Source organism: Streptomyces sp. NBC_01257 (assembly GCF_035917255.1).
Lineage (GTDB): Bacteria > Actinomycetota > Actinomycetes > Streptomycetales > Streptomycetaceae > Streptomyces.
Window position 1 is genome coordinate 714339 of record NZ_CP108472.1, and the last position, 20168, is coordinate 734506.

16 protein-coding genes and 1 pseudogene are annotated in these 20168 nt (G+C 71.3%); 5 read left to right on the forward strand and 12 right to left on the reverse strand.

What is annotated here, in order from left to right; all coding sequences use genetic code 11:
* Positions 1-11: 11 nt before the first annotated feature.
* From OG408_RS03200 to OG408_RS03225, 6 genes are all read right to left on the reverse strand, one after another.
* A complete protein-coding gene (locus tag OG408_RS03200; protein WP_266787100.1) occupies positions 12-491 on the reverse strand; it encodes an SRPBCC family protein in 480 nt (159 codons plus the stop codon).
* 1 nt (position 492) lies between these two features.
* Positions 493-750, reverse strand: coding sequence for an acyl carrier protein (locus OG408_RS03205; protein ID WP_266787098.1), 258 nt, complete (start codon positions 748-750; stop codon positions 493-495).
* Positions 751-789: 39 nt separating this feature from the next.
* Positions 790-2037 carry a beta-ketoacyl synthase N-terminal-like domain-containing protein gene (locus OG408_RS03210; protein ID WP_266787096.1) on the reverse strand — a complete coding sequence of 416 codons (1248 nt, stop codon included), beginning with the start codon at positions 2035-2037 and terminating at the stop codon, positions 790-792.
* Positions 2034-3302, reverse strand: a complete 1269-nt coding sequence (locus OG408_RS03215) for a beta-ketoacyl-[acyl-carrier-protein] synthase family protein (protein WP_266787094.1) — start codon at positions 3300-3302, stop codon at positions 2034-2036. The genes OG408_RS03210 and OG408_RS03215 overlap by 4 nt, the downstream gene beginning before the upstream one ends.
* Positions 3299-3733, reverse strand: a complete 435-nt coding sequence (locus OG408_RS03220; RefSeq protein ID WP_266787091.1) for a cupin domain-containing protein — start codon at positions 3731-3733, stop codon at positions 3299-3301. The genes OG408_RS03215 and OG408_RS03220 overlap by 4 nt, the downstream gene beginning before the upstream one ends.
* 74 nt (positions 3734-3807) lie before the next feature.
* Positions 3808-4929, reverse strand: coding sequence for a SchA/CurD-like domain-containing protein (locus tag OG408_RS03225; protein ID WP_266787089.1), 1122 nt, complete (start codon positions 4927-4929; stop codon positions 3808-3810).
* Positions 4930-5183: 254 nt separating this feature from the next.
* Between OG408_RS03225 and OG408_RS03230 the strand changes: the two genes are divergently transcribed.
* Positions 5184-6818: an FAD-dependent oxidoreductase gene (locus OG408_RS03230; RefSeq protein WP_266787087.1), complete on the forward strand. Its 1635-nt coding sequence runs from the start codon at positions 5184-5186 to the stop codon at positions 6816-6818.
* 21 nt (positions 6819-6839) lie between these two features.
* Here the strand turns inward: OG408_RS03230 and OG408_RS03235 are convergent, their stop codons facing one another.
* Positions 6840-8363 (reverse strand): alpha/beta fold hydrolase, encoded by a 1524-nt coding sequence (locus OG408_RS03235; protein WP_266787085.1) that lies wholly within the window; start codon positions 8361-8363, stop codon positions 6840-6842.
* Positions 8364-8737: 374 nt separating this feature from the next.
* Between OG408_RS03235 and paaK the strand changes: the two genes are divergently transcribed.
* Positions 8738-10033 (forward strand): phenylacetate--CoA ligase PaaK, encoded by a 1296-nt coding sequence (gene paaK / locus OG408_RS03240; protein ID WP_326668053.1) that lies wholly within the window; start codon positions 8738-8740, stop codon positions 10031-10033.
* Positions 10034-10189: 156 nt separating this feature from the next.
* Positions 10190-10981 (forward strand): SAM-dependent methyltransferase, encoded by a 792-nt coding sequence (locus OG408_RS03245; protein WP_266787081.1) that lies wholly within the window; start codon positions 10190-10192, stop codon positions 10979-10981.
* Between the two features lie 15 nt (positions 10982-10996).
* Here the strand turns inward: OG408_RS03245 and OG408_RS03250 are convergent, their stop codons facing one another.
* The 4 genes and pseudogenes from OG408_RS03250 to OG408_RS03265 all read right to left on the reverse strand — a co-directional run bounded on the left by OG408_RS03250 (position 10997) and on the right by OG408_RS03265 (position 15605).
* The gene (locus tag OG408_RS03250; RefSeq protein WP_326668057.1) at positions 10997-12496 is read right to left on the reverse strand and encodes an acyl-CoA synthetase; all 1500 of its coding nucleotides are present in this window, start codon (positions 12494-12496) and stop codon (positions 10997-10999) included.
* A gap of 38 nt (positions 12497-12534) precedes the next feature.
* A pseudogene (locus OG408_RS03255) lies at positions 12535-12877 on the reverse strand (hypothetical protein); the annotation flags it as partial.
* A gap of 80 nt (positions 12878-12957) precedes the next feature.
* Positions 12958-14499 (reverse strand): acyl-CoA synthetase, encoded by a 1542-nt coding sequence (locus OG408_RS03260; protein WP_326668059.1) that lies wholly within the window; start codon positions 14497-14499, stop codon positions 12958-12960.
* Positions 14496-15605 (reverse strand): NAD(P)H-dependent flavin oxidoreductase, encoded by a 1110-nt coding sequence (locus OG408_RS03265; RefSeq protein ID WP_266787075.1) that lies wholly within the window; start codon positions 15603-15605, stop codon positions 14496-14498. Before OG408_RS03265 ends, OG408_RS03260 begins: the two co-directional genes overlap by 4 nt.
* Positions 15606-15787: 182 nt before the next feature.
* Here OG408_RS03265 and OG408_RS03270 point away from each other — a divergent pair, with 182 nt between their 5' ends.
* Positions 15788-17626 (forward strand): serine hydrolase, encoded by a 1839-nt coding sequence (locus tag OG408_RS03270; protein ID WP_326668061.1) that lies wholly within the window; start codon positions 15788-15790, stop codon positions 17624-17626.
* A 60-nt stretch (positions 17627-17686) separates the two neighbouring features.
* On the opposite strand, the gene OG408_RS03275 is transcribed toward OG408_RS03270, so the two are convergent.
* Positions 17687-18124 carry a VOC family protein gene (locus OG408_RS03275; protein WP_326668062.1) on the reverse strand — a complete coding sequence of 146 codons (438 nt, stop codon included), beginning with the start codon at positions 18122-18124 and terminating at the stop codon, positions 17687-17689.
* Between the two features lie 642 nt (positions 18125-18766).
* On the opposite strand from OG408_RS03275, the gene OG408_RS03280 reads away from it, so the two are divergent.
* A complete protein-coding gene (locus OG408_RS03280; protein WP_326674462.1) occupies positions 18767-20110 on the forward strand; it encodes an endo-1,4-beta-xylanase in 1344 nt (447 codons plus the stop codon).
* The last annotated feature ends 58 nt before the right edge of the window (positions 20111-20168 follow it).

Below are 20168 nucleotides of genomic sequence, written 5' to 3' on the forward strand. Positions count from 1 at the left end.
CGGACGGTACGTCAGTTGGCCGGGACGGAGGCCGTCCGGCGCTCGCGGTCACGCTGCTCGATCTTGTCCCGGATGAGCTCCATCTGGACGCGGGAGTTGCGGTTGATGTTGTCGGTCATCCACGCGTCGTCGACGGGGGCGTCGGGGCGCATCGCGAAGTCCTGCGCCCAGTGCATGCGGGTGCCGCCGGGGACCTCGGAGTACTCCCAGTGGATGTCCATGTGCTGGAACGGGCCGGGCTCGACACGACGGGCCCTGACCTGGCGCCCGCGCCGGTCGGTGGTGCGCTCGGAGACCCAGCTCCACACCTTGTCGTTCTCGTCGGGGTGCATCGTCAGGCGGAAGGTGGTCCGCTCGCCGTCCCGCTCGATGACCTCGACCGCGGCGTACTCGCTGAACAGCGCGGGCCAGTTCTCCAGGTCGTTCGTCATGTCCCAGACCAGGTCCAGGGGGGCGGCGATGACGATCTCGTTCTCGGTGTGTCCGGACACTTCAGGCTCCTGTCATCAGGCTGTTGTTCACGAGGTCGAGGAACTCGCGCGGGGTCTTGCAGCGGTCGGCGTCGGCCGGCAGCGGCTGCCCGTGCCGGTTCTCCAGTACGCCGACGATGCCGAGGAGCCCCAGCGAGTCGAGGCCGAACTCGTCGAAGGCGGCCGCGGACCGGTTCTCCATCTCCTTGGGGTCGACGGTCAGTCCGGCGCCCTTCTTCATCAGGACGGCCAGCTCTTCGTAGGTCAGTCGGTCGGTCATGAGGCACTTCTCCTTCTCACGAGGGGTGTCGGTGGGGGCTCACGCGGGGCGCCGCAGCACCATCGCCGCGTTCGAGCCCATGAGGCCGCGGCTGAGCACGAGGGCCGTGCGCAGTTCGGCGGGGCGGGCCCGGCCCATGACCACGTCGAGGTCGTGGCACACCTCGAAGACGTTGGGCGTGGGCGGGATCAGGCCGTGCTCCATGGCGAGGACGGCGGCGGCGGCGTCCAGGACGGGGGCGCCGCAGTAGGCCCGCCCGATCCCGGTCTTGGGCGCGGTGACCGGGACCCGCCGGCCGTGCGCGCCGAGGGCGTCGGCCAGCGCCAGCGCCTCGGCCCGGTCGGCCTCGGGGACACCGAGCGCGTCCGCGAAGACCACGTCGATCTCCTCGGGTGCGCAGCCGGCCTCGCGCAGCGCGCCCGTGATGGCGTGGGCGAGTCCCTCGCGGGACTCCTCCCAGCGCATCGCGGTGGTGAACGTGGCGGCGTGACCGGCCAGTTCGGCCCGGATCCGGGCGCCGCGCTCCCGGGCCGACTCCGCCTCCTCGACGACGAACATCGCGCCGCCCTCGGCGGGCACGAATCCGCAGGCGTCCGCGGTGAACGGGCGGTAGGCCCGCGTCGGGTCCTCGGCGGGGCTCAGGTCGCGGTAGCCGAGCTGGCAGACAACGGAGTAGGGCGCGAGCGGGGCCTCGGCCGCGCCGACCACCACGGCGTCGGTGCCGCGCCGGACGGACCGGTCGGCGTGCGCCAGGGCGTCGAGGCCGCCGGCCTCGTCGCTGGCCACCACCGCGCACGGCCCCTTGAAGCCGCCGCGGATGGAGATCTGGCCGGTGCTGGCCGCGTAGAACCAGGCGATCGACTGGTAGGGGCCGACGTACTTGGAACCCTGGCCCCACAGCCGTTGCAGTTCGCGCTGGCCGAACTCGCCGCCGCCGGAACCGGCCGCGGTGACCACGCCCACGCCGAACGGCTTGTCCTCGTAGTCGGCGCGGCCCAGCCGGGCGTCGTCCAGGGCCATGTCGGCCGCGGCCATCGCGAAGTGCGTGAACCGGTCGGTCTGGACGAGGTAGCGCTCCTCGATCAGCGAGACGGGGTCGAAGCCCCGCACCTCGCCGGCCACGTGCAGCGGCAGGTCCTCGCAGCCTTCGCGGCTGACCCGGTCCAGGACGCTCAGGCCCTCCTGCGTCCGCTTCCAGAAGGCCTCGGTGTTCGTGCCGTTGGGGGCGACGACGCCGATGCCGGTGACTACCGTCTGCCGGGGCTGCCGGCCCTTTCGGGTGCTCATGGGGTCCTCCCACCGCTTCGGGTCAGGGCCACCGCGGACTGGAATCCACCGAATCCGCTGCCGACCGACAGGACGCTGCGCAGTTTCAGCGGACGTGCGGTGCGCGGCACGTAGTCGAGGTCGCACTCGGGGTCCGGCGACTCGTAGTTGGCCGTCGGCGGAACCGTCTGGTGGACCAGGGCGAGCACGCAGGCGGCGATCTCTATCGCGCCGATCGCCCCGAGCGAGTGGCCCACCATCGACTTGATGGAGCTCATCGGTACGTCGTGGGCGTGCGCGCCGAGCGCCCGCTTCACCGCGGCGGTCTCGTGCCGGTCGTTCTGCTTGGTGCCCGAGCCGTGCGCGTTGACGTAGTCGATGTCCGAGGGGGCGATCCCGGCGTGCCCGAGCGCGCTGTTGATGGCCTCGGCCATCTCCAGGCCCTCCGGGGTCAGCCCGGTCATGTGGTAGGCGTTGCCGAAGGTCGCGTAGCCGGCGATCTCGCAGTACACCGTCGCACCGCGGGCCCGGGCGTGCTCCAGCTCCTCCAGGACGAGTACGGCGCCGCCCTCTCCCATCACGAAGCCGTCGCGGCGGGAGTCGAAGGGCCGGGAGGCGTGCTCCGGGTCCTCGTTGTTGGCCGACGTCGCCTTGATCGCGTCGAAGCACGCCACGGTGATCGGGGTGATCGGCGAGTCGGACGCGCCGGCGATGCACACGTCGACACGGCCGTCCTCGATGGAGTGGAAGGCGTAGCCGATCGCGTCGAGGCCGGAGGTGCAGCCGGTCGAGACGGTCTGCACGGGCCCGTGCGCGCCGACCTGTTCGGCGACGGCCGAGGCCAGCGAGCTGGGTGAGAAGGCCCGCTCCAGATGGGGTCCGGCCGGACGGTGGTCGACGTCCCAGCGCGCTCCGCTGCCGCTGACGGCGACGTAGTCGTGCTCCAGCCGGGTGGTTCCGCCGACCGCCGTGCCGAGCGAGACGCCCATGCGCCACGGGTCGGTGCGCTCCGGGTCGAGGCCCGCGTCGGCGAGCGCCTCACGGGCGGCCACCATCGCGAACTGCACATAGCGGTCCGAGCGGGCGATCTCCTCCTCGTCCAGCCCGTACGCCACCGGGTCGAAGTCGCACTCGGCGGCGATCCGGGACCGGAAGCCGGCCGGGTCGAAGAGGGTGATGCCCCGGGTCGCGGTGCGGCCGTTGGAGAGGAGGTCCCAGAAGGCCGGGGTGCCGATGCCGCCCGGGGCGACGACGCCGACGCCGGTGACGGCCACCCGCCGGGTCATGAAGCGGCCTCGGTTCGTTCTGGCGGCGCGCCCCGCTCGGCGGCTTCGGTGGCCTCGGTGTCGACGTGGCCGAGCTCCGGGCGGGGGGCCAGCGGACCGAGGTGGAAGACCATGCGGGCCTCTACGTCACCGACGTTGCGGAAGCGGTGGCGTACGTTCAGGGGAATCAGCAGCCCCTGGTCGCGTCGCATCGCGTACGGCTCGCCGTCCAGGTCCACTTCGAGCAGCCCGTCCACGACGTAGACGAACTCCTCCGAGTACGGGTGGTAGTGCTCCGCGATGCGGTCGCCGGGCTGAATGATGGCCAGCCCCATGAAGCCGCTGGTGGCGCCCACGGCCGTCGGGGTGAGAAGGGCTCGCAGGTCACCCCCGCGCCTGGTGTTGGGCTGGGTCTCACTGAGGTCCACGATGCGTGGCCGGTGCATGGTCATGAGTGCTTTCCTCCTGGCGCTTGGCGCGTTGTGTCGACGGGTTGAGCGAGAACCCCCGGAGTGCCGAGCGTGGCTCAGGACTCCGCGGCGCGGCGGTCGGTGATCAGCTTCATCTCGGACCGGGCGAGGAAGCGTGCGGCGTCGTCGTCGCTCGTCGGCACGGCGTTCGCCTCGCCGTCGAGGAGGCGGGCGAGCCGGGCGGCCTTGCCGGGGCCGTGGATGCCGAGGGCCTTGGCGGGCTGTGCGTCGAGCGGGCCGCCCACCTCCAGCAGACGGACCACGATGTCGTCGCGCTGGAAGATCGTGCTGCTCTCGATGGGGCTGCCGGCGTTGTCGGCCTCCTCCTCGTCGTGCTCCGCGAGGAGGCGGGCGAGCGCCATTCCGCAGCCCTCCTTGGCCTGGTAGAAGAGCGCGTGGCGCTTGCGCTCCCCGGCTGCGTGGCGGCCCGTCGTCACGTGGTGGACGGTGGGCAGGGCCGCTCGGGTGAAGAACATCCGGGCGGAGTCGGGGTCGGCCAGGTCGCGGTCCTGCTCCAGGTACGGGTTGATCGCCTCCTCGACGGCCCGGACCTCGGGCTGCCGGGAGACGTGGCGCAGGGCCGCGAGGAGGTCGCCCTCGACCTCGACCGCGCGCACCACCCGGTTGCCGTGCATGAAGAGCGAGGTGCGGCGCAGCCGGGTGTGCTCGTCGACCCGGGCCTGCGGGGAGTCGTAGTCGGCGAGGATCTTCGCGACGATCTCCTCGGTGCCCGGCTTGACGGTGAAGGTCAGCGCGTGGCGCACCACCCCGTCCCCGAGGCGGGGCGCGGCCTGGAGACCGCCCTTGAGGGGCTCGAAGCTCTCCTCGAAGGCCGCTCCGGTCTCGCGCAGGACGCTGAAGCGCAGCGAGCGGGTGTCGCGGACGCAGCTGTGCAGGGGCTGGACCGTGGCGACGTGGTCCTCGCTGTTGACCCAGGCGAGGAAGGGCGGTGCGCTCTCCCACTCGCTGGTGATGAGCCATTGGGACGGGTTCTCGATGGACTGGCACAGCTGGTCGCTGATGTGTCCCGGGATCGAGGCGACCTGGTTGCGCATGTGCTCGTACGCCTCCAGGAACTGCTTCTGGGCGCCGTCGTGCAGGTCAAGCAGCAGGATGACCCGCAGCCTTGATCCGTCGAAGGCGGACTGGGAGGTCCGTTCCGAGAGGGTGGTGGTCATCTTGCGAACTCCTTCGAGACGGTGGGAGAACCGGCCGGGCCGGTGGGGAACCGTCGAGTGGGGGGGCGGAGCGGGGAATCTCCCGGCGGATGCGCACGGTCCGCCCGGACCGCGGGCGACGTCTCCGTGACCGATCGTGAAACGCTGGTCCGGCTGACGCGAGATTTATGAACCGTTCAGGTGAGGGGGCGTCCGAACCGCTCGGACAAGGGCATGGACACTGCATCTGTACGGCGTCAGAGCTGGAGCAACTGATGAACGAGAACGTCGACGTCCATGTACCGGTCCTCATCGTGGGCGGCTCCCTGGTGGGCCTGTCCGCGTCCCTCTTCCTCGGCCGGCTCGGCGTCGAGCACCTGCTGGTCGAGAAGCACGACGCCACCTCGACACACCCACGGGGCCGCGGCAACAACGTCCGCACGATGGAGATCTTCCGCCGGGCCGGGGTGGAGCCGCAGATCCGTGCGGCCGCGTCGGTCCTGGCGGAGAACCACGGCATTCTGCAGGCCGGTTCGCTGACCGGTGACGATCAGGAGTGGCTGTTCAAGGAGATCGACCCGGGTGGCGCGCTCGCCCGCTTCAGCCCGAGCGGCTGGTGCCTGTGCAGCCAGAACGACCTGGAGCCCGTCCTGCTGGACCGGGCACTGGAGCAGGGCGGCGATCTGCGGTTCTCCACGGAACTGATGTCGTTCGACCCGGACGGCTCGGGTGTGACCGCGGCCCTGAAGAACCGGCGGACGGGTGAGCACACGACCGTTCGGGCGGACTACCTGATCGCCGCCGACGGTCCGCGCAGTCCGGTCCGTGAGCAGTTGCGCATCGGCCGTTCGGGTGCCGGCGACCTGTTCCACAACGTGAGCATCACCTTCCGCTCCGCCCGGCTCGCCGAGGTGCTGGGCGACCGGCGCTTCATCGTCTGCTACCTGACGAATCCGGAGGCCGACGGCGCGCTGCTGCCGGTGGACAACGAGCGGGAGTGGGTGTTCCACGCGCCGTGGCAGCCGGACCGGGGCGAGACACTGGAGGACTTCACGGACGAGCGGTGCGCGGCGCACATCCGCAAGGCCGTCGGGGCGCCGGACATCGACGTCGAGATCACCGGCAAGGCGCCGTGGCACGCGGCCGAGCGGGTGGCGGACCGGTACGCCCGGGGCAGGGTCTTCCTGGCCGGCGACTCGGCGCACGAGATGTCGCCCACCGGGGCCTTCGGCTCCAACACCGGTATCCAGGACGCGCACAACCTGGCGTGGAAGCTCGCCGCGGTGCTGCGCGGCGAGGCGGGTCCGGGACTGCTGGACACGTACGAGGCGGAGCGGCTGCCGGTGGCCCGGGCGACGAGCGAGCGGGCCTCGGCACGCTCGGGCGAGCACAGCCACCCGGGGTACGCGCCGCCGCCGGCCGTGGGCGGCGGCAAGCGCGGCGGGATGCTGAACGTGGCGCTCGGCTACCGGTACGTGAACGGTGCGGTGCTGGGCGTCGGTCCGGACCGGCCCGTGGTGCCCGAGGGGGTGCTGCTGAACGGTGATCCGGGCAGCAGGGCGCCGCACTTGTGGGTCCGCAGGGCCGGTGAGCGGATCTCCACGCTGGATCTGTACGAGCGGTCCTTCGTGCTGCTCACCGACGCCTCGGACGTGGCGTGGCGCCGGGCCGCGGCGCGGGTCGGTGACCGGCTGGGGGCCCGGCTCGACGCGTTCGGGATCGGCACGGGACCGGGCGGCGATCTGGAGCCGGAGGCCGGTGCCGACTGGGCCGAGGCGCACGGGACGAGCGCCGGTGGCGCCGTGGTGGTGCGGCCCGACGGCTTCGTCGCCTGGCGTGCGGAGTCGGGTGTCGAGGACGCCGAGGCGGCCCTGTACGAGGTCATGGTGGCGCTGCTGCGCCGGGACTGACCCCGGGGCCCGTGTCCCGGGTCAGCCCACACCGAACGACCGGAGGGCGGCGAGGAACTCCTCCGGCCGTTCGGTGTGCACGAGGTGGCCCGCGTCGATGGTGACGTGCCGGGCGCCGGGGATCTGCCGGGCCATCCAGGCGAGGTCCTCCTGGACGATCTGGCTGCCCGGTCCGCCGCCGATGACGAGGGTGGGCGCGGTGATCTCGGCGAGGCGCTCGCGCCCCTCCGGGTCGGGCTCGTTGAGCTGGGCGTTGATGGACGGCACCACCGGCCAGTCGAAGTCGAGCCGTCCTTCGGGGCGTTCGACGGGTCCGCGGGGCGGGTCGAGCGGGAAGGGCGGGGGCGCCTCCTCCAGGACGAGCCTGCCGATGAGTCCGGGCTGCCGCTCGGCGAGCAGGAAGGCCGCGGCGCCGCCCATGGAGTGCCCGACGACCGTGGCACCGGAGAGGTTGCGGGCCTCAAGGAAGGCGTGCAGGTCGTCGCGGAACAGCTCGAAGGAGTAGCGCCCGGTCCAGTCGCTGAGTCCGTGGCCGCGGAAGTCGAAGGCGTACACCCGGTGGCCGGCGGCGAGCCGTTCGGCGACCTCGGTCCAGGTGGTGCTGTCTCCGCACCGCCCGTGGGCGAGGACGACGGGCGGTGCGGAGGGTTCCCCCCACACCCGGTAGGCGAGGCGTATTCCGCCGGCCTGGACGCTGTGCACCTCGGGGTCCAGGAACGCGGTGACGGTCCGGACGAAGGCGCCCGGGTCGTCGAGCCACGGGAAGTGCCCGGCCCCGCGCTGCACGGCGAACTCCGACTCCGGGAAGAGCGCCGCCAGTTCGGCGGCCCGGTCGGGGGTGGTGAGGCCGTCGTACTCGCCGGTCAGGACGAGGACCGGGGCCGGGAACGTACGCAACGAGGCCACCGTCTCGACGGGGTTGAACGCGCCGTCGGCGTAATAGGCCTGGGCGGCAGCGGCGTTGATCTCACGGGCGGACCGGGCCGCGTGCTCCTGCGCCGCCCCGTCCCACCGCCCGTACAGGAAAGGCCGGGAGGCGGCGCGCAGTTCGTCCGTGAAGTGTCCCGCCCAGATCTGTTCCAGGGCGGGGAGCGCCTGCGCGTACCAGGGCTCCGCGCAGCGCAGCGCGGCGGCTTCCCGGGCCGCGCGCTCCACGAAGGCGAATCCGGTGGCCCGGGTGCCGGGGGCGACCAGGATCAGGCTGCGCAGGGCCTCGGGGTGGCGTGCGGCGTAGAGCGAGGCGAGGTCACCGGCCGCCGAGTGGGCGAGCAGATCGACGCGGTCGAGTCCGAGGTGCAGGCGCAGCGCCTCGACGTCCTCGACGAGCCGGTCGCAACGGCAGGTGGACATGTCGTCCGGTACGGCGGAGTCCCCGGTACCACGCAGGTCGAGGACGACCAGTTGCCGGGTGGCGGAGAGCCCGCCGAGGTCTCCGAGGTAGGCGCCGGCCCGCATCGCGCCGCCCGGCAGGCAGATCAGCGGTGCGCCCTCCCCCAGCACGCGATAGGCGAGTTCGGTCCCGTCGTACGTATGGAAAGTCGGCATGGACCCATCCAAACAGGGCCGACCGGGTGATGCAGCCGTGTTCGGTACGGGCGTATCCGCGATGCGGGAGGGTGCCCCGGAGGCGCGTACCGGGGCTCAGGACGGTGCGGAGCTCATGGACGAGGTGTGGGGCGCGCTGCCGGCGCGGCTGCGCGTGGCCATGGCGGTGTTCGAGCCGGAGCGGCCGGCCGAGGCGGCTCTGCGGCACGAGGCGGCAGCGGTGCAGCGGGCCGGCCGGAGGCCGAATGCGTCGTCCCTCTTGCCACGCGGTGCAAGATCCTGAATTACTGCTCCCGGAAGGAACGACCGAATGATCGGTCGTCTGCGCGGTGCGCAGGGGCACGCCACGGGGCGCACGGGAAGAGGGGATCCGCATGACGGCTCTGCTGGACGCGGCGGAACGGATGGGCCGCGAGGAACTGGAGGCGCTGCAGCTGGAGCGGCTGCAGGCCACCCTGCGCCACGCCTACGACCGGGTCGGCCACTACCGGAAGGCGTTCGACCTGGCGGGACTGCGTCCGGACGACTGCCGTTCCCTCGCCGACCTGGCCAGGTTCCCGTTCACCACCAAGGCCGACCTGCGGGACAACTATCCGTTCGGGATGTTCGCCGTGCCCGAGGAGCAGGTGCGGCGGATCCACGCCTCCAGCGGGACGACCGGCCGCCCGACCGTCGTCGGCTACACGGAACGGGATCTGGACACCTGGGCGGACGTGGTGGCCCGCTCGATCAGGGCGGCCGGCGGGCGTCCCGGGCAGAAGGTCCATGTCGCGTACGGTTACGGGCTGTTCACCGGCGGTCTCGGCGCGCACTACGGCGCGGAGCGGCTGGGCTGCACGGTCATTCCCGCGTCGGGCGGGATGACGGCCCGGCAGGTCCAGCTGATCCAGGACTTCCGGCCCGAGATCATCATGGTGACGCCGTCGTACATGCTGACCCTCCTCGACGAGTTCGAGCGGCAGGGCGTCGATCCGCGGACGACGTCGCTGAAGGTGGGGATCTTCGGGGCCGAGCCGTGGACGGAGGAGATGCGCCGGGAGATCGAGGAGCGGTTCGCGATCGACGCGGTCGACATATACGGGCTGTCCGAGGTGATGGGCCCGGGCGTGGCGCAGGAGTGCGTGGAGACGAAGGACGGGCTGCACATCTGGGAGGACCACTTCTATCCCGAGGTGGTCGACCCGTTCACCGGCGAGGTGCTGCCGGAGGGGTCGGAGGGCGAGCTGGTGTTCACCTCGCTGACCAAGGAGGCCATGCCGGTGATCCGTTACCGGACCCGGGACCTGACCCGGCTGCTGCCGGGCACGGCCCGCGTGTTCCGGCGCATGGAGAAGGTCACCGGGCGCAGTGACGACCTGGTGATCCTGCGCGGGGTGAACCTCTTCCCGACCCAGATCGAGGAGATCGTGCTCCGGACGCCCGGGGTGGCGCCGCACTTCCAGCTCCGGCTGACCCGCGAGGGCCGGCTGGACGTGCTGACGGTGCGGGCGGAGGCCCGGGCGGGGGCGACTCCCGAACAGCGGGCGGCGGCCGCCGCGTCGGTCGCGGCGGCGGTCAAGGACGGGATCGGCGTCTCGGTCGGGGTGGAGATCCTGGATCCCGAGACGCTGGAGAGGTCGGTCGGCAAGTTCCGGCGGATCGTGGACGAGCGGGAGCGTCCCGGCAGTTGACCTGCGGCGCAGCCGTCCGGCCGTTCAACTGACCACGGGGCGCGCGTGGTTGCTGTGGCAGGATGCGTGCAGGGGGCACGGTGGATACGGAGATGTGCCCGGCCCCCGCGGCACCGTTCCGCGTGTCCTCCCGTACCGAAGAACTTGGAGCTCGCCATGACGACAGGCCCGGCCAGGACTCGGATCGACACCGGCAGGCCGCACCCGGCGCGCGTCTACGACTACCTCCTGGGCGGCAAGGACCACTACCCCGTCGATCAGGCGCTCGGCGAGCAGATGCCGCCCGAGGCGAAGGACGCCGTCGCGCAGAACCGGGCGTTCATGCACCGGGCGGCGGGCTGGGCCGCGCGGGCGGGCGTCGACCAGTTCCTCGACATCGGGACGGGCATTCCGACCCAGCCGAATCTCCATCAGATCGTCCAGGAGATCAATCCGGCGGCCCGGGTCGTGTACGCGGACAACGATCCGATCGTGCTGCGCCATGCCGAGGCGCTGCTCGTCAGCACGCCGGAGGGCGCCACCGCCTATCTCGAGGCCGATGTGCGCGAGCCCGGGAAGATCCTCGAACACGCCGGTACCGTGCTGGACCTCGGCCGGCCCGTCGCGCTGTCCCTGATCGCCCTCCTGCACTTCGTCCCGGACGAGGACGACCCCTACGGCATCACCCGCACCCTCCTCGACGCGCTGGCGCCGGGCAGTTGCCTGGTGCTGTCGCACTTCACCAAGGACTTCCTCTCCGGCGAGCAGGACAAGACCGACGAATACCGGTCGAGCGGCATCACCCTGAGGCCCCGGACCGGGGCGGAGGTCGCGCGGTTTTTCGACGGGCTCGACGTGGTCGAACCGGGCCTGGTCACCGCCCCTCGATGGCACCAGGACCGGGCCGTCCCCGAGAGCAGGGACGCCACCGACAGTTTCCATGTCGGGGTCGCCCGCGTCCGCCGGTGACGCGCCCGCGCCTCCTCAGGCGAAGCGGTCGCGGAGCTCCCGCTTGAGGATCTTCCCGCTGGCGTTGCGCGGCAGGCCGTCCACGAACACGATCCGCTTCGGGGCCTTGAAGTGGGCCAGCTTCTCGCGGGCGTGAGCGATCAGTTCGGCCTCGGTCGCCTCCCCGCGCAGGACGACGACGGCGGTGACGGCCTCGATCCAGCGCTCGTCGGGCAGTCCGACGACCGCCGCCTCCGCGACCGCCGGGTGCGTGTAGAGCGCGTCCTCCACCTGGCGGGAGGCGACGAGGACGCCGCCGGAGTTGATGACGTCCTTCACCCGGTCGACGACGGTGAAGTAGCCCTCCGGGTCGCGGACGGCGAGGTCGCCGGAGTGGAACCAGCCGTCGCGGAACGCCTCGGCGCTCTCCTCCGGCTTGTCCCAGTAGCCGCTGCACAGCTGGGGCGAGCGGTAGACCACCTCGCCGGCCGTGCCGTCGGGGACCTCCTTGCCGTGCTCGTCGACGACCTTGGCCTCGACGAAGAGGACGGGGCGGCCGCAGGAGTCCATCCGGCCCTCGTGCTCGTCCGGTCCCAGGACGGTGGCGAGGGGACCGATCTCGCTCTGTCCGAAGCAGTTGTAGAAGGCGAGGCCCGGCAGGCGTGCGCGGAGGCGTTCCAGCACCGGTACGGGCATGATCGACGCCCCGTAGTAGGCCTTGCGCAGACCGCCGAGGTCGCGGGTCGCGAAGTCGGGGTGGTTGGCGAGGCCGATCCAGACGGTGGGCGGGGCGAAGAGGCTGTCCGCCTGTCCCGATTCGACGAGGTCGAAGATCCGGGCCGCGTCCGGGGCGTCCAGGATCGTGTTCTCGGCGCCGACCGCGAGATAGGGCAGCAGGAACACGTGCATCTGCGCCGAGTGGTAGAGCGGCAGGGCGTGCACGGGCCGGTCGCCGGCGCGCAGGTCCAGGGCGGTGACGGCGCTGACGTACTCGTGGACGAGGGCGCCGTGCGTCATCATCGCGCCCTTGGGCAGGGCGGTGGTGCCGGACGTGTACAGCAGCTGGACGAGGTCGTCGGCGGCCGGTTCGTGCGCGGGGACGAAGGGGCGCGGGCTGTCGAGTTCGGCCAGGAGGGAGCCGGGGGCGTCGCGCAGCGCCCGTACGGCGTACCCCTGCGGGACCCGGCCGGCGAGGTCCGGGTCGGTGAGGACCAGGGAGCTGCCGGACTGCTCCAGGATGTACGCGAGGTCGTCGCCGGTGAGGTTCTGGTTGACCGGCACGTGGACCAGCCCGGCGCGGGCGCAGGCGAGATAGGCGATCAGGTACGCGTCGGAGTTGTGGGCGTAGGAGGCGACCCGGTCCCCCGGGCGCAGTCCGTGGCCGTCCATGAGGACGGCGGCCGCGGTACCGACCGCCTCGTCGAGCCCGCGGTAGGTCCAGGCCCGGTCGGCGTACCGCAGGGCGGTGCGCTCGGGGGTGCGCCGTGCGCTGCGGGTCACGACGCCGTCGACTGTGCTGCTGCGTACACCGGTCATGGCGTGATCCTGTGCGGCCGGGGCCCGGTGGTCAAGGGCCGGGAGGGCTGCGCGCCCCGGTGGTCGTCCCGTTTGAGGTGGCCGTCCTGGGTGAGCGGGAGGAGGTACTCCCTGTGCCTGACGGTCTGGACGGCGACGAAGAGGCCGTAGAGGAACAGCGAGGCGACGGCGGCGAAGGTGAGCTGGGCGCGGTCACGGCCAGTTCGCCGACGCGGTGGGCGACCACCTCGGCATGGTGCACGGCGGCCAGGACGGCGCCGGCGAGGCAGAGCGCGACCACGGCGACGCGAACGGCGGCAGCTCGCGCGCAGCCCTGAACACCAGCGCGAGCGCCGCGACGAGCGGCACGACCACGGTCCACCGGGTCGCCAGTGCCCGGATCGTCGCGCTCGTGTTCGTAGGCCGTACGCTGCCAGAACCGGCCGGACCCGCGCGGCGGGCCGGACCCGCCGAGGGGGGTTCTACTTGTGTCCCTCCCAGTACGGTTCGCGCAACCGCCGTTTGTACAGCTTGCCGTTGGGGTCGCGGGGCATCGTGGTGATGAATCCCAGGGTCTTGGGTCGTTTGTAGCCGGCGAGCAGCCCCGCGCAGTGTCCGAGGATCTCGGCGGCGAGTGCGTCACCCGCCTCGTGCCCCTCGGCCGCTTCGACCACGGCCCTGACCTCCTCGCCCCAGTCGGCGTGCGGGATGCCGAAGACCGCGGCGTCGGCGACCGCGGGGTGGGTGAGGAGGGCGCCCTCGATCTCGGCGGGGTAGATGTTCACGCCGCCGGAGATGATCATGTCGATCTTGCGGTCGCGGAGGAAGAGATAGCCCTCCTCGTCGAGGACGCCGAGGTCGCCGACGGTGAAGAAGTCGCCGATGCGGTTCTTCCGCGTCTTGCCCTCGTCCTTGTGGTAGCTGAAGCCGCCGGTGCTCATCTTCATGTAGACGGTGCCGAGCTCGCCCGGCCCGAGCCGGTTGCCGTCGTCGTCGAAGACCGCGAGTTCGCTGATCGGCCAGGCCCGGCCGACGGTGCCCGGCTTCTTCAGCCAGTCGTCGGCCGTGGCGAAGGCGCCGCCTCCCTCGCTGGCCGCGTAATACTCCTCGACGCAGCGGCCCCACCAGTCGATCATGGCGCGTTTGACGTGGTCGGGGCAGGGGGCCGCGCCGTGGATGGCGTGGCGCATCGCGGAGACGTCGTACCGCTGCCGGACCTCCTCGGGCAGGGCGAGGAGGCGGTGGAACTGGGTCGGGACCATGTGCGTGTGGGTGCAGCGGTGGGTGTCCATCGCCCGCAGCATCTCCTCGGGCGACCACTTGTCCATCAGGACGAGCGGGTGGCCGATGTGCAGGGCCGCTCCCGCGAACTGCAGCACCGCCGTGTGGTAGAGCGGCGAACACACCAGGTGGACGTTCCCGTCGAACGGCTTGATGCCGAAGATGCCCAGGAAACCGCCGAGGTAGGTCTCCTCGGGGAGCTTTCCGGGCAGCGGCCGGCGGATGCCGCGGGGGCGGCCGGTGGTGCCGGAGGTGTAGTTCATGACCCAGCCGAGCGTGCGTCCCTCCGGGGGCGAGACGGGCCGGTTCTCCAGCAGTTCGGCGTACGGGCGGAAGCCGTCGACCGCGCCGACTCCGTAGCGGTGGCTCGCGGGCAGCTTCGCCTCGTCGGCCGCGGCGGTCGCGGCCTCGGTGAAGCGTTCGTGGGCGACGAGCACCTTGGCGCCGGAGTCGGCGACGATCCAGGCGATCTCGGGCCCGACGAGGTGGTGGTTGACGGGGACGAGGTAGAAGCCGGCCTGCGAGGCGGCGAGGTAGGCGGTGAGGAACTCGACCCCGTTGGGCAGGACGACGGCGAACGCGTCGCCCTCCTCCAGGCCCGCCGCGCGCAGTCCGTGGACCATGCGGTTGGCCTCGGCGTGCAGCCGTCCGGCCGTCCAGTCCTCGCCGTCGGGTGCGATGAGGACCGTGCGGTCGGGGTCTGCGGTGGCCTGGGCCCAGAAGCCGTTGGGCGGCTGGTTCATGAGGCGCTCCGTCCGGCGATGCGGTTGATCCGGTCCACGGCCCGTTCGAAGCCGCGGGTCAGGTCGTCGAAGACGGCCTGCACACTGCGTTCGGTGTTCATCCGGCCGACGATCTGGCCGACGGGGGTGCCGAGCAGGGCGCCCGTCTCGTACTTCTGGATACGGGAGACGGCCTCGGCGACCAGGAGACCCTGGAGCGGCATCGGCAGCGTGCCGGGTCCCGCCGGGTCGTCCCAGGCGTCGGTCCATTCGGTACGGAGCTGACGCGCGGGTTTGCCCGTGAGGGCGCGGGAGCGGACGGTGTCGCCGGATCCCGCGGCGAGGAGTTTGGCGGTCAGCGCCCGGGAGTGCATGTCGGCCTCCTCGGTGGTGAGCCAGAGGGAGCCGAGCCAGACGCCCTGGGCGCCCAGGGCGAGCCCGGCGGCGACCTGTTCACCGCTGCCGATGCCGCCCGCCGCGAGGACGGGGAGCGGACCGACGGCGTCGACGACGTCCGGGACGAGGACCATCGAGGCGATCTCTCCGGTGTGGCCGCCCGCCTCGTACCCCTGGGCGACGACCACGTCGATTCCGGCGTCCGCGTGGTGGCGGGCGTGCCGGGCACTGCCGGCGAGCGCGGCGACGAGGACGTCGTGCTCGTGGGCGCGGGCGACGACGTCGGCGGGCGGTGAACCCAGGGCGTTGGCGAGCAGTCTGATGGGGTAGTCGAACGCCACGTCGAGCTGGTTGCGGGCGACCTCCTCCATCCAGCCGGTGATGCGCCAGCCCGACGCCTCGCCCTCGGCGAGTTCGGGGACGCCGTGCTTGGCGAGGGTCTCCTGCACGAACTGCCGGTGGCCGGGCGGGATCATCGCCTCCACATCGGCCTCGCTCACGCCCTCCACCTTCTTGGCGGGCATGACGACGTCGAGGCCGTAGGGCTTGCCGTCCGTGTGTTCCTGCATCCAGTCGAGGTCGCGTGCGAGGTCGTCGGGGGCGGTGTAGCGGACCGCGCCGAGTACGCCGAATCCTCCGGCCCGGGTGATGGCCGCGGCCACCGCCGGGAACGGCGTGAAGCCGAAGATGGCGTGCTCGATCCCCAGTTTTTGGCTCAGCTCCGTCTCCATGGGCGGCAGGATGCCGCAGTCCGACAACCGAGGGAAGAGATTTTCTGATGCTGTGTCAGATTCTTTGTGACTCCGGGGCCTACGGGGCGGCGAGGGGGGACAGTACTCTCTGCCTCGGCAGGAAGTTTCATGCTCGGAAGAATTTTCGAAAGTTACTTTCAGGCAGTGGGAAGGGGTTCCGGATGACCGAGGACACGGCGGGCGGGGGCATCAGCCGGCGGAGGCTGGGCAGTGGGATGCTGGCCCTGGGCGGGGCTCTCGCCCTGGCGCCCATCCCGTTCGCGGAGGCGGCGTCTGCCACGGAGTCGGGGGCGGGGTCGTCGGACATGGGCACAGGGACCGCGTCGGGGCACGGCAGGCCGACGTTGCGCCGCGGATCGGCCGCGCGCGCGGGGCTGTTGCAGGAGCCGCTCGACCAACTGGTCACCGAGGCGGAGAGATACCTCGCCGACTCGCCCAAACACCCCTGGTACGCGGGTGCCGTGCTGCTCGCGGGGCGGGGCGGGACGGTGGCACTGCAGCGTCCGATCGGCAAGGCGGTGCGTTACGCGGCGTACGACGAGACGACCGACACCGGGGTGGAGTTCCCGGCGGACCAGCAGATCGCCATGGCCGAGGACACGGTGTTCGACCTGGCGTCGGTGTCGAAGCTGTTCACCTCGATCCTGGCTGTGCAGCAGATCGAGCGCGGCACGCTGGAGCTGGAGGCGACCGTCGCCACGTATCTGCCGGACTTCGCCGGCGGCGGCAAGCAGGACATCACGATCCGTCAGCTGCTCACGCACACCTCGGGTTTCCGTGCCTGGATCCCCCTCTACACGGCGCCGACCCGCGAGGGGAAGCTGGAGCTGCTCTGGAACGAGGTCCCGGCGAACCCGCCCGGCACGGTGTACCTCTACTCCGACCTCAATCTGATCTCGCTCCAGCTGGTACTGGAGAAGATCACCGGCCGCACCGAGGACGTACTGCTCCGCGAACAGATCACCGCTCCGCTCGGGATGCAGCGCACCCGGTACAACCCGCCGGCCTCCTGGAAGCCGAAGATCGCCGCGACCGAGGACGCCCGGCTCCCCTGGTCGGGACTGGAGCGCGGCCTGGTCTGGGGCGAGGTCCACGACGAGAACGCCTTCAGCCTCGACGGGGTCGCCGGCCACGCCGGGGTCTTCTCCTGCGCCTGGGACCTGGCGATCCTCGCCCGCACCCTGCTCAACGGCGGGGTGTACGGACGCGCGAGGATCCTCTCGGCCGCATCGGTGGATCTGCTGTTCACCGACTTCAACACCGCGTTCCCCGGTGACGCGCACGGCCTCGGCTTCGAGCTCTACCAGCACTGGTACATGGGCGCGATGGCCACACCCCGTACGGCCGGCCACACCGGCTTCACGGGCACCAGCCTGGTCCTCGACCCGTCCACCGACTCGTTCCTGATCGTGCTGGGCAACTCGGTGCACCCGGTGCGCAACTGGCGCTCCGGCAGCGCGCCGCGGGTCGCGACGGCCAACCAGCTGGCCCGGGCGGTCGCGGTCCGGCCGGCCCGGGGCCGTACCGCGTGGTTCTCCGGCATGGCCAGTGCCTCGACGGCCACGCTGGCACTCCCGCCGCTCACCCCGGCCTCCTCGCGCGCCCGGCTGAGCTGTGCGCTGTGGTGGGACACCGAGCCCGCGTCGGACTTCCTCTTCCTGGAGGCCTCGACCGACGCCGGGGCCAACTGGCAGCCGGTCCCGTTCACCACCACGCCGGCCCCGCAGCAGCACCGCCCACAGCCCGAAGCGCACCCGACGGGCTCGGTCTCCGGATGGTCGGACCGGGTCTGGCACCGCCTGGACGCGGACCTCGCCCAGTGGCGCGGCACCGAGACCGTGCTGCGCTGGCGGTACACCACCGATCAGCTGTACGTCGGACGCGGCGTGTACGTGGACGCGATCAGGGTCGAGGACGGCGGACGCACGGTCTTCGACGAAGGACGGCCGGGCGACGCGCGGCGCATCGAGGCGAACGGCTGGGCCGCTTCGGCGAACTGACCGCACCGGACCGGGACGGCCCGCCTCTGCGGCCGGCCGTCCCGCAGCCGCGCATCCGGGTCACAGCAGGCAGAACTCGTTGCCCTCCGGGTCCGCCATCCAGAGGTGATCGGGCCGCCCGTCGGCCTCGAACTCCTCGACGACCGTCGCCCCCGCGGCAGTCAGCCGCTCCAGCGCCTCCAGCACGCGGGGCCACCGCACCTCCCACGGCACCTCACGGCCGCCACCGGCCTGCACGTCCATGTGCAGCCGATTCTTCCCGGCCTTCGCCTCGGGCACCTTCATGAAGGACAGGCCGGGCCCCTCACCGTCCGGGTCCGCCAGATAGGCGCCGTCGCCCCATTCCTCCTCCGGGACGTCGTAGTGGGCGAACCACTCCTCCCGGCTGCCGAAGCCCTTCGGCGGCGGCTTCTTCGCGTAGCCCAGGGCGAGCGCCCAGAACTCCGCCAGTCGCGCGGGGTGCGCGCAGTCGATCGTCAGACTCCAACGTGTCGCCATGAATCCCTCCGGACAGAAGATCCGGCCCCTCGGCCGACCGCGGGACCGATCGTGCCACGGGGGATTCCGGGGATCTCCGCGATTCGATTCAAGATTCTTTACGGACCGAAATATTTCGGTCTGTTGTGCCGTCGATTTCGATTGATCAGTCATCCGATTCGATGGCGTGAGCGGCAACATGCCTGTTCAGAAGCGCTCCGGCTTGAGCCGACTCCGCCATCGCGACGACCGCTCAACCCTCCCCTCACGCTCGACATTCGGAATCCTTTCGTAACTCTCGATGCCGAATGTACCCATCCGCCCTGCACGTCCCGCGACCAGTTGTGAGCCAAAGGGCATAAGACCAGTTCACGGCGCCACACGGTGGCGATGAAGCGGTTAATCTCACCGAAATATTTCGGAAATGTGGCGTTGACGAGCCGTCCGGGCGCGCGCATACTCTCCCTCGCTCCCTGCATCACCGATCAACTTCGCGCCGCGGAACCGTCGTTGGACGGTTCATCCCCCGCGGCGAACGAACCGCTCAGCGCACGGTCCACCCACCCGTCCGGACGGCCCGCTCAAGCCCGTCCGGCAATCGGAAGAAGGTGTTGGAAAGTGATCGTCAACTCACCGCACGGCGGCGAGGCCGCACGTCCGTGGCTGCGCTCACGGACACGACGGGCCTGCGTGCTCGCCACGGCGGGGGTACTCGCCGCCGCGGGGGTCCTCTCCCTCGCCGGCACCGCCGACGCCGCGACGACGCTCGGGGCATCGGCCGCCGCCAAGGGCCGGTACTTCGGCGCAGCCGTCGCCGCGAACCACCTGGGCGAGTCCGCGTACGCCTCCACCCTGGACACCGAGTTCACCATGGTGACCCCGGAGAACGAGATGAAGTGGGACGCCGTCGAGGCCTCCCGCAACAGCTTCAACTTCAGCTCCGCGGACCAGATCGTCAGCCACGCCCAGGGCCGGGGCATGAAGCTTCGCGGTCACACGCTGGTGTGGCACTCCCAGCTGCCCGGCTGGGTCAGCGGGCTCGGGGCCACCGATCTGCGCTCGGCGATGAACAACCACATCAACCAGGTGATGGCGCACTACAAGGGCAAGATCTACGCCTGGGACGTCGTCAACGAGGCCTACCAGGACGGCAGCAGCGGGGCCAGGCGCAGCTCGCCCTTCCAGGACAAGCTCGGCAACGGCTTCATCGAGGAGGCCTTCCGCACCGCCCGGGCCGCCGACTCCGGCGCCAAGCTCTGTTACAACGACTACAACACCGACGGCCAGAACGCGAAGAGCAACGCGGTCTACGCCATGGTGAAGGACTTCAAGCAGCGCGGGGTGCCGATCGACTGCGTCGGCTTCCAGTCGCACTTCAACGGCAACTCCCCCGTCCCCTCCGACTACCAGGCCAACCTGCAGCGCTTCGCCGATCTCGGGGTCGACGTACAGATCACCGAGCTGGACATCGAGGGTTCGGGATCGGCTCAGGCCGCGAGTTACACCAAGGTCGTCAACGCCTGCCTGGCCGTGTCGCGCTGCGCCGGAATCACCGTGTGGGGCATTCCGGACAAGTACTCGTGGCGCGCCGGCGGCACCCCGCTGCTGTTCGACGACAACTACGGAAAGAAGCCGGCCTACAGCGCGGTGCTCGCGGCGCTGGGCGGCACCGGCGGCGGGGGTGACGGCGGTGGTGGAAGCGGTGCCTGCACGGCCACTTACACCCGGACCAACACCTGGGGCGACCGGTTCAACGGGCAGGTGACCATCACGGCGGGCAGTTCGGCGATCAGCGGCTGGACGGTTCCGGTGACGGTGACGTCGCCGCAGAAGATCGCCACCACCTGGAACGGCACTCCGTCCTGGGACAGCAGTGGCAACGTGATGACGATGAAGGCCAACGGGAACGGGAATCTGGCCGCCGGGGCCTCGACGTCCTTCGGGTTCACCGTCATGACGAACGGCAACACCTCGGCGCCCGCCATCGGCGCCTGCACCGCCTCCTGATCCAGGGGCGTCCGAGGACACCGGCGCGAGGGCACCGCTTCCGGGGCGGTGTCCTCGC

Coding starts and splice junctions, on each gene's coding strand:
- OG408_RS03225 (WP_266787089.1), bottom strand. CDS start 4,929: ATGACCACCACCCTCTCGGAACGGACCTCCCAGTCCGCCTTCGACGGA.
- OG408_RS03235 (WP_266787085.1), bottom strand. CDS start 8,363: ATGCCGACTTTCCATACGTACGACGGGACCGAACTCGCCTATCGCGTG.
- paaK (WP_326668053.1), top strand. CDS start 8,738: ATGACGGCTCTGCTGGACGCGGCGGAACGGATGGGCCGCGAGGAACTG.
- OG408_RS03250 (WP_326668057.1), bottom strand. CDS start 12,496: ATGACCGGTGTACGCAGCAGCACAGTCGACGGCGTCGTGACCCGCAGC.
- OG408_RS03260 (WP_326668059.1), bottom strand. CDS start 14,499: ATGAACCAGCCGCCCAACGGCTTCTGGGCCCAGGCCACCGCAGACCCC.
- OG408_RS03270 (WP_326668061.1), top strand. CDS start 15,788: ATGACCGAGGACACGGCGGGCGGGGGCATCAGCCGGCGGAGGCTGGGC.
- OG408_RS03265 (WP_266787075.1), bottom strand. CDS start 15,605: ATGGAGACGGAGCTGAGCCAAAAACTGGGGATCGAGCACGCCATCTTC.
- OG408_RS03210 (WP_266787096.1), bottom strand. CDS start 2,037: ATGAGCACCCGAAAGGGCCGGCAGCCCCGGCAGACGGTAGTCACCGGC.
- OG408_RS03230 (WP_266787087.1), top strand. CDS start 5,184: ATGAACGAGAACGTCGACGTCCATGTACCGGTCCTCATCGTGGGCGGC.
- OG408_RS03215 (WP_266787094.1), bottom strand. CDS start 3,302: ATGACCCGGCGGGTGGCCGTCACCGGCGTCGGCGTCGTCGCCCCGGGC.
- OG408_RS03205 (WP_266787098.1), bottom strand. CDS start 750: ATGACCGACCGACTGACCTACGAAGAGCTGGCCGTCCTGATGAAGAAG.
- OG408_RS03220 (WP_266787091.1), bottom strand. CDS start 3,733: ATGACCATGCACCGGCCACGCATCGTGGACCTCAGTGAGACCCAGCCC.
- OG408_RS03275 (WP_326668062.1), bottom strand. CDS start 18,124: ATGGCGACACGTTGGAGTCTGACGATCGACTGCGCGCACCCCGCGCGA.
- OG408_RS03245 (WP_266787081.1), top strand. CDS start 10,190: ATGACGACAGGCCCGGCCAGGACTCGGATCGACACCGGCAGGCCGCAC.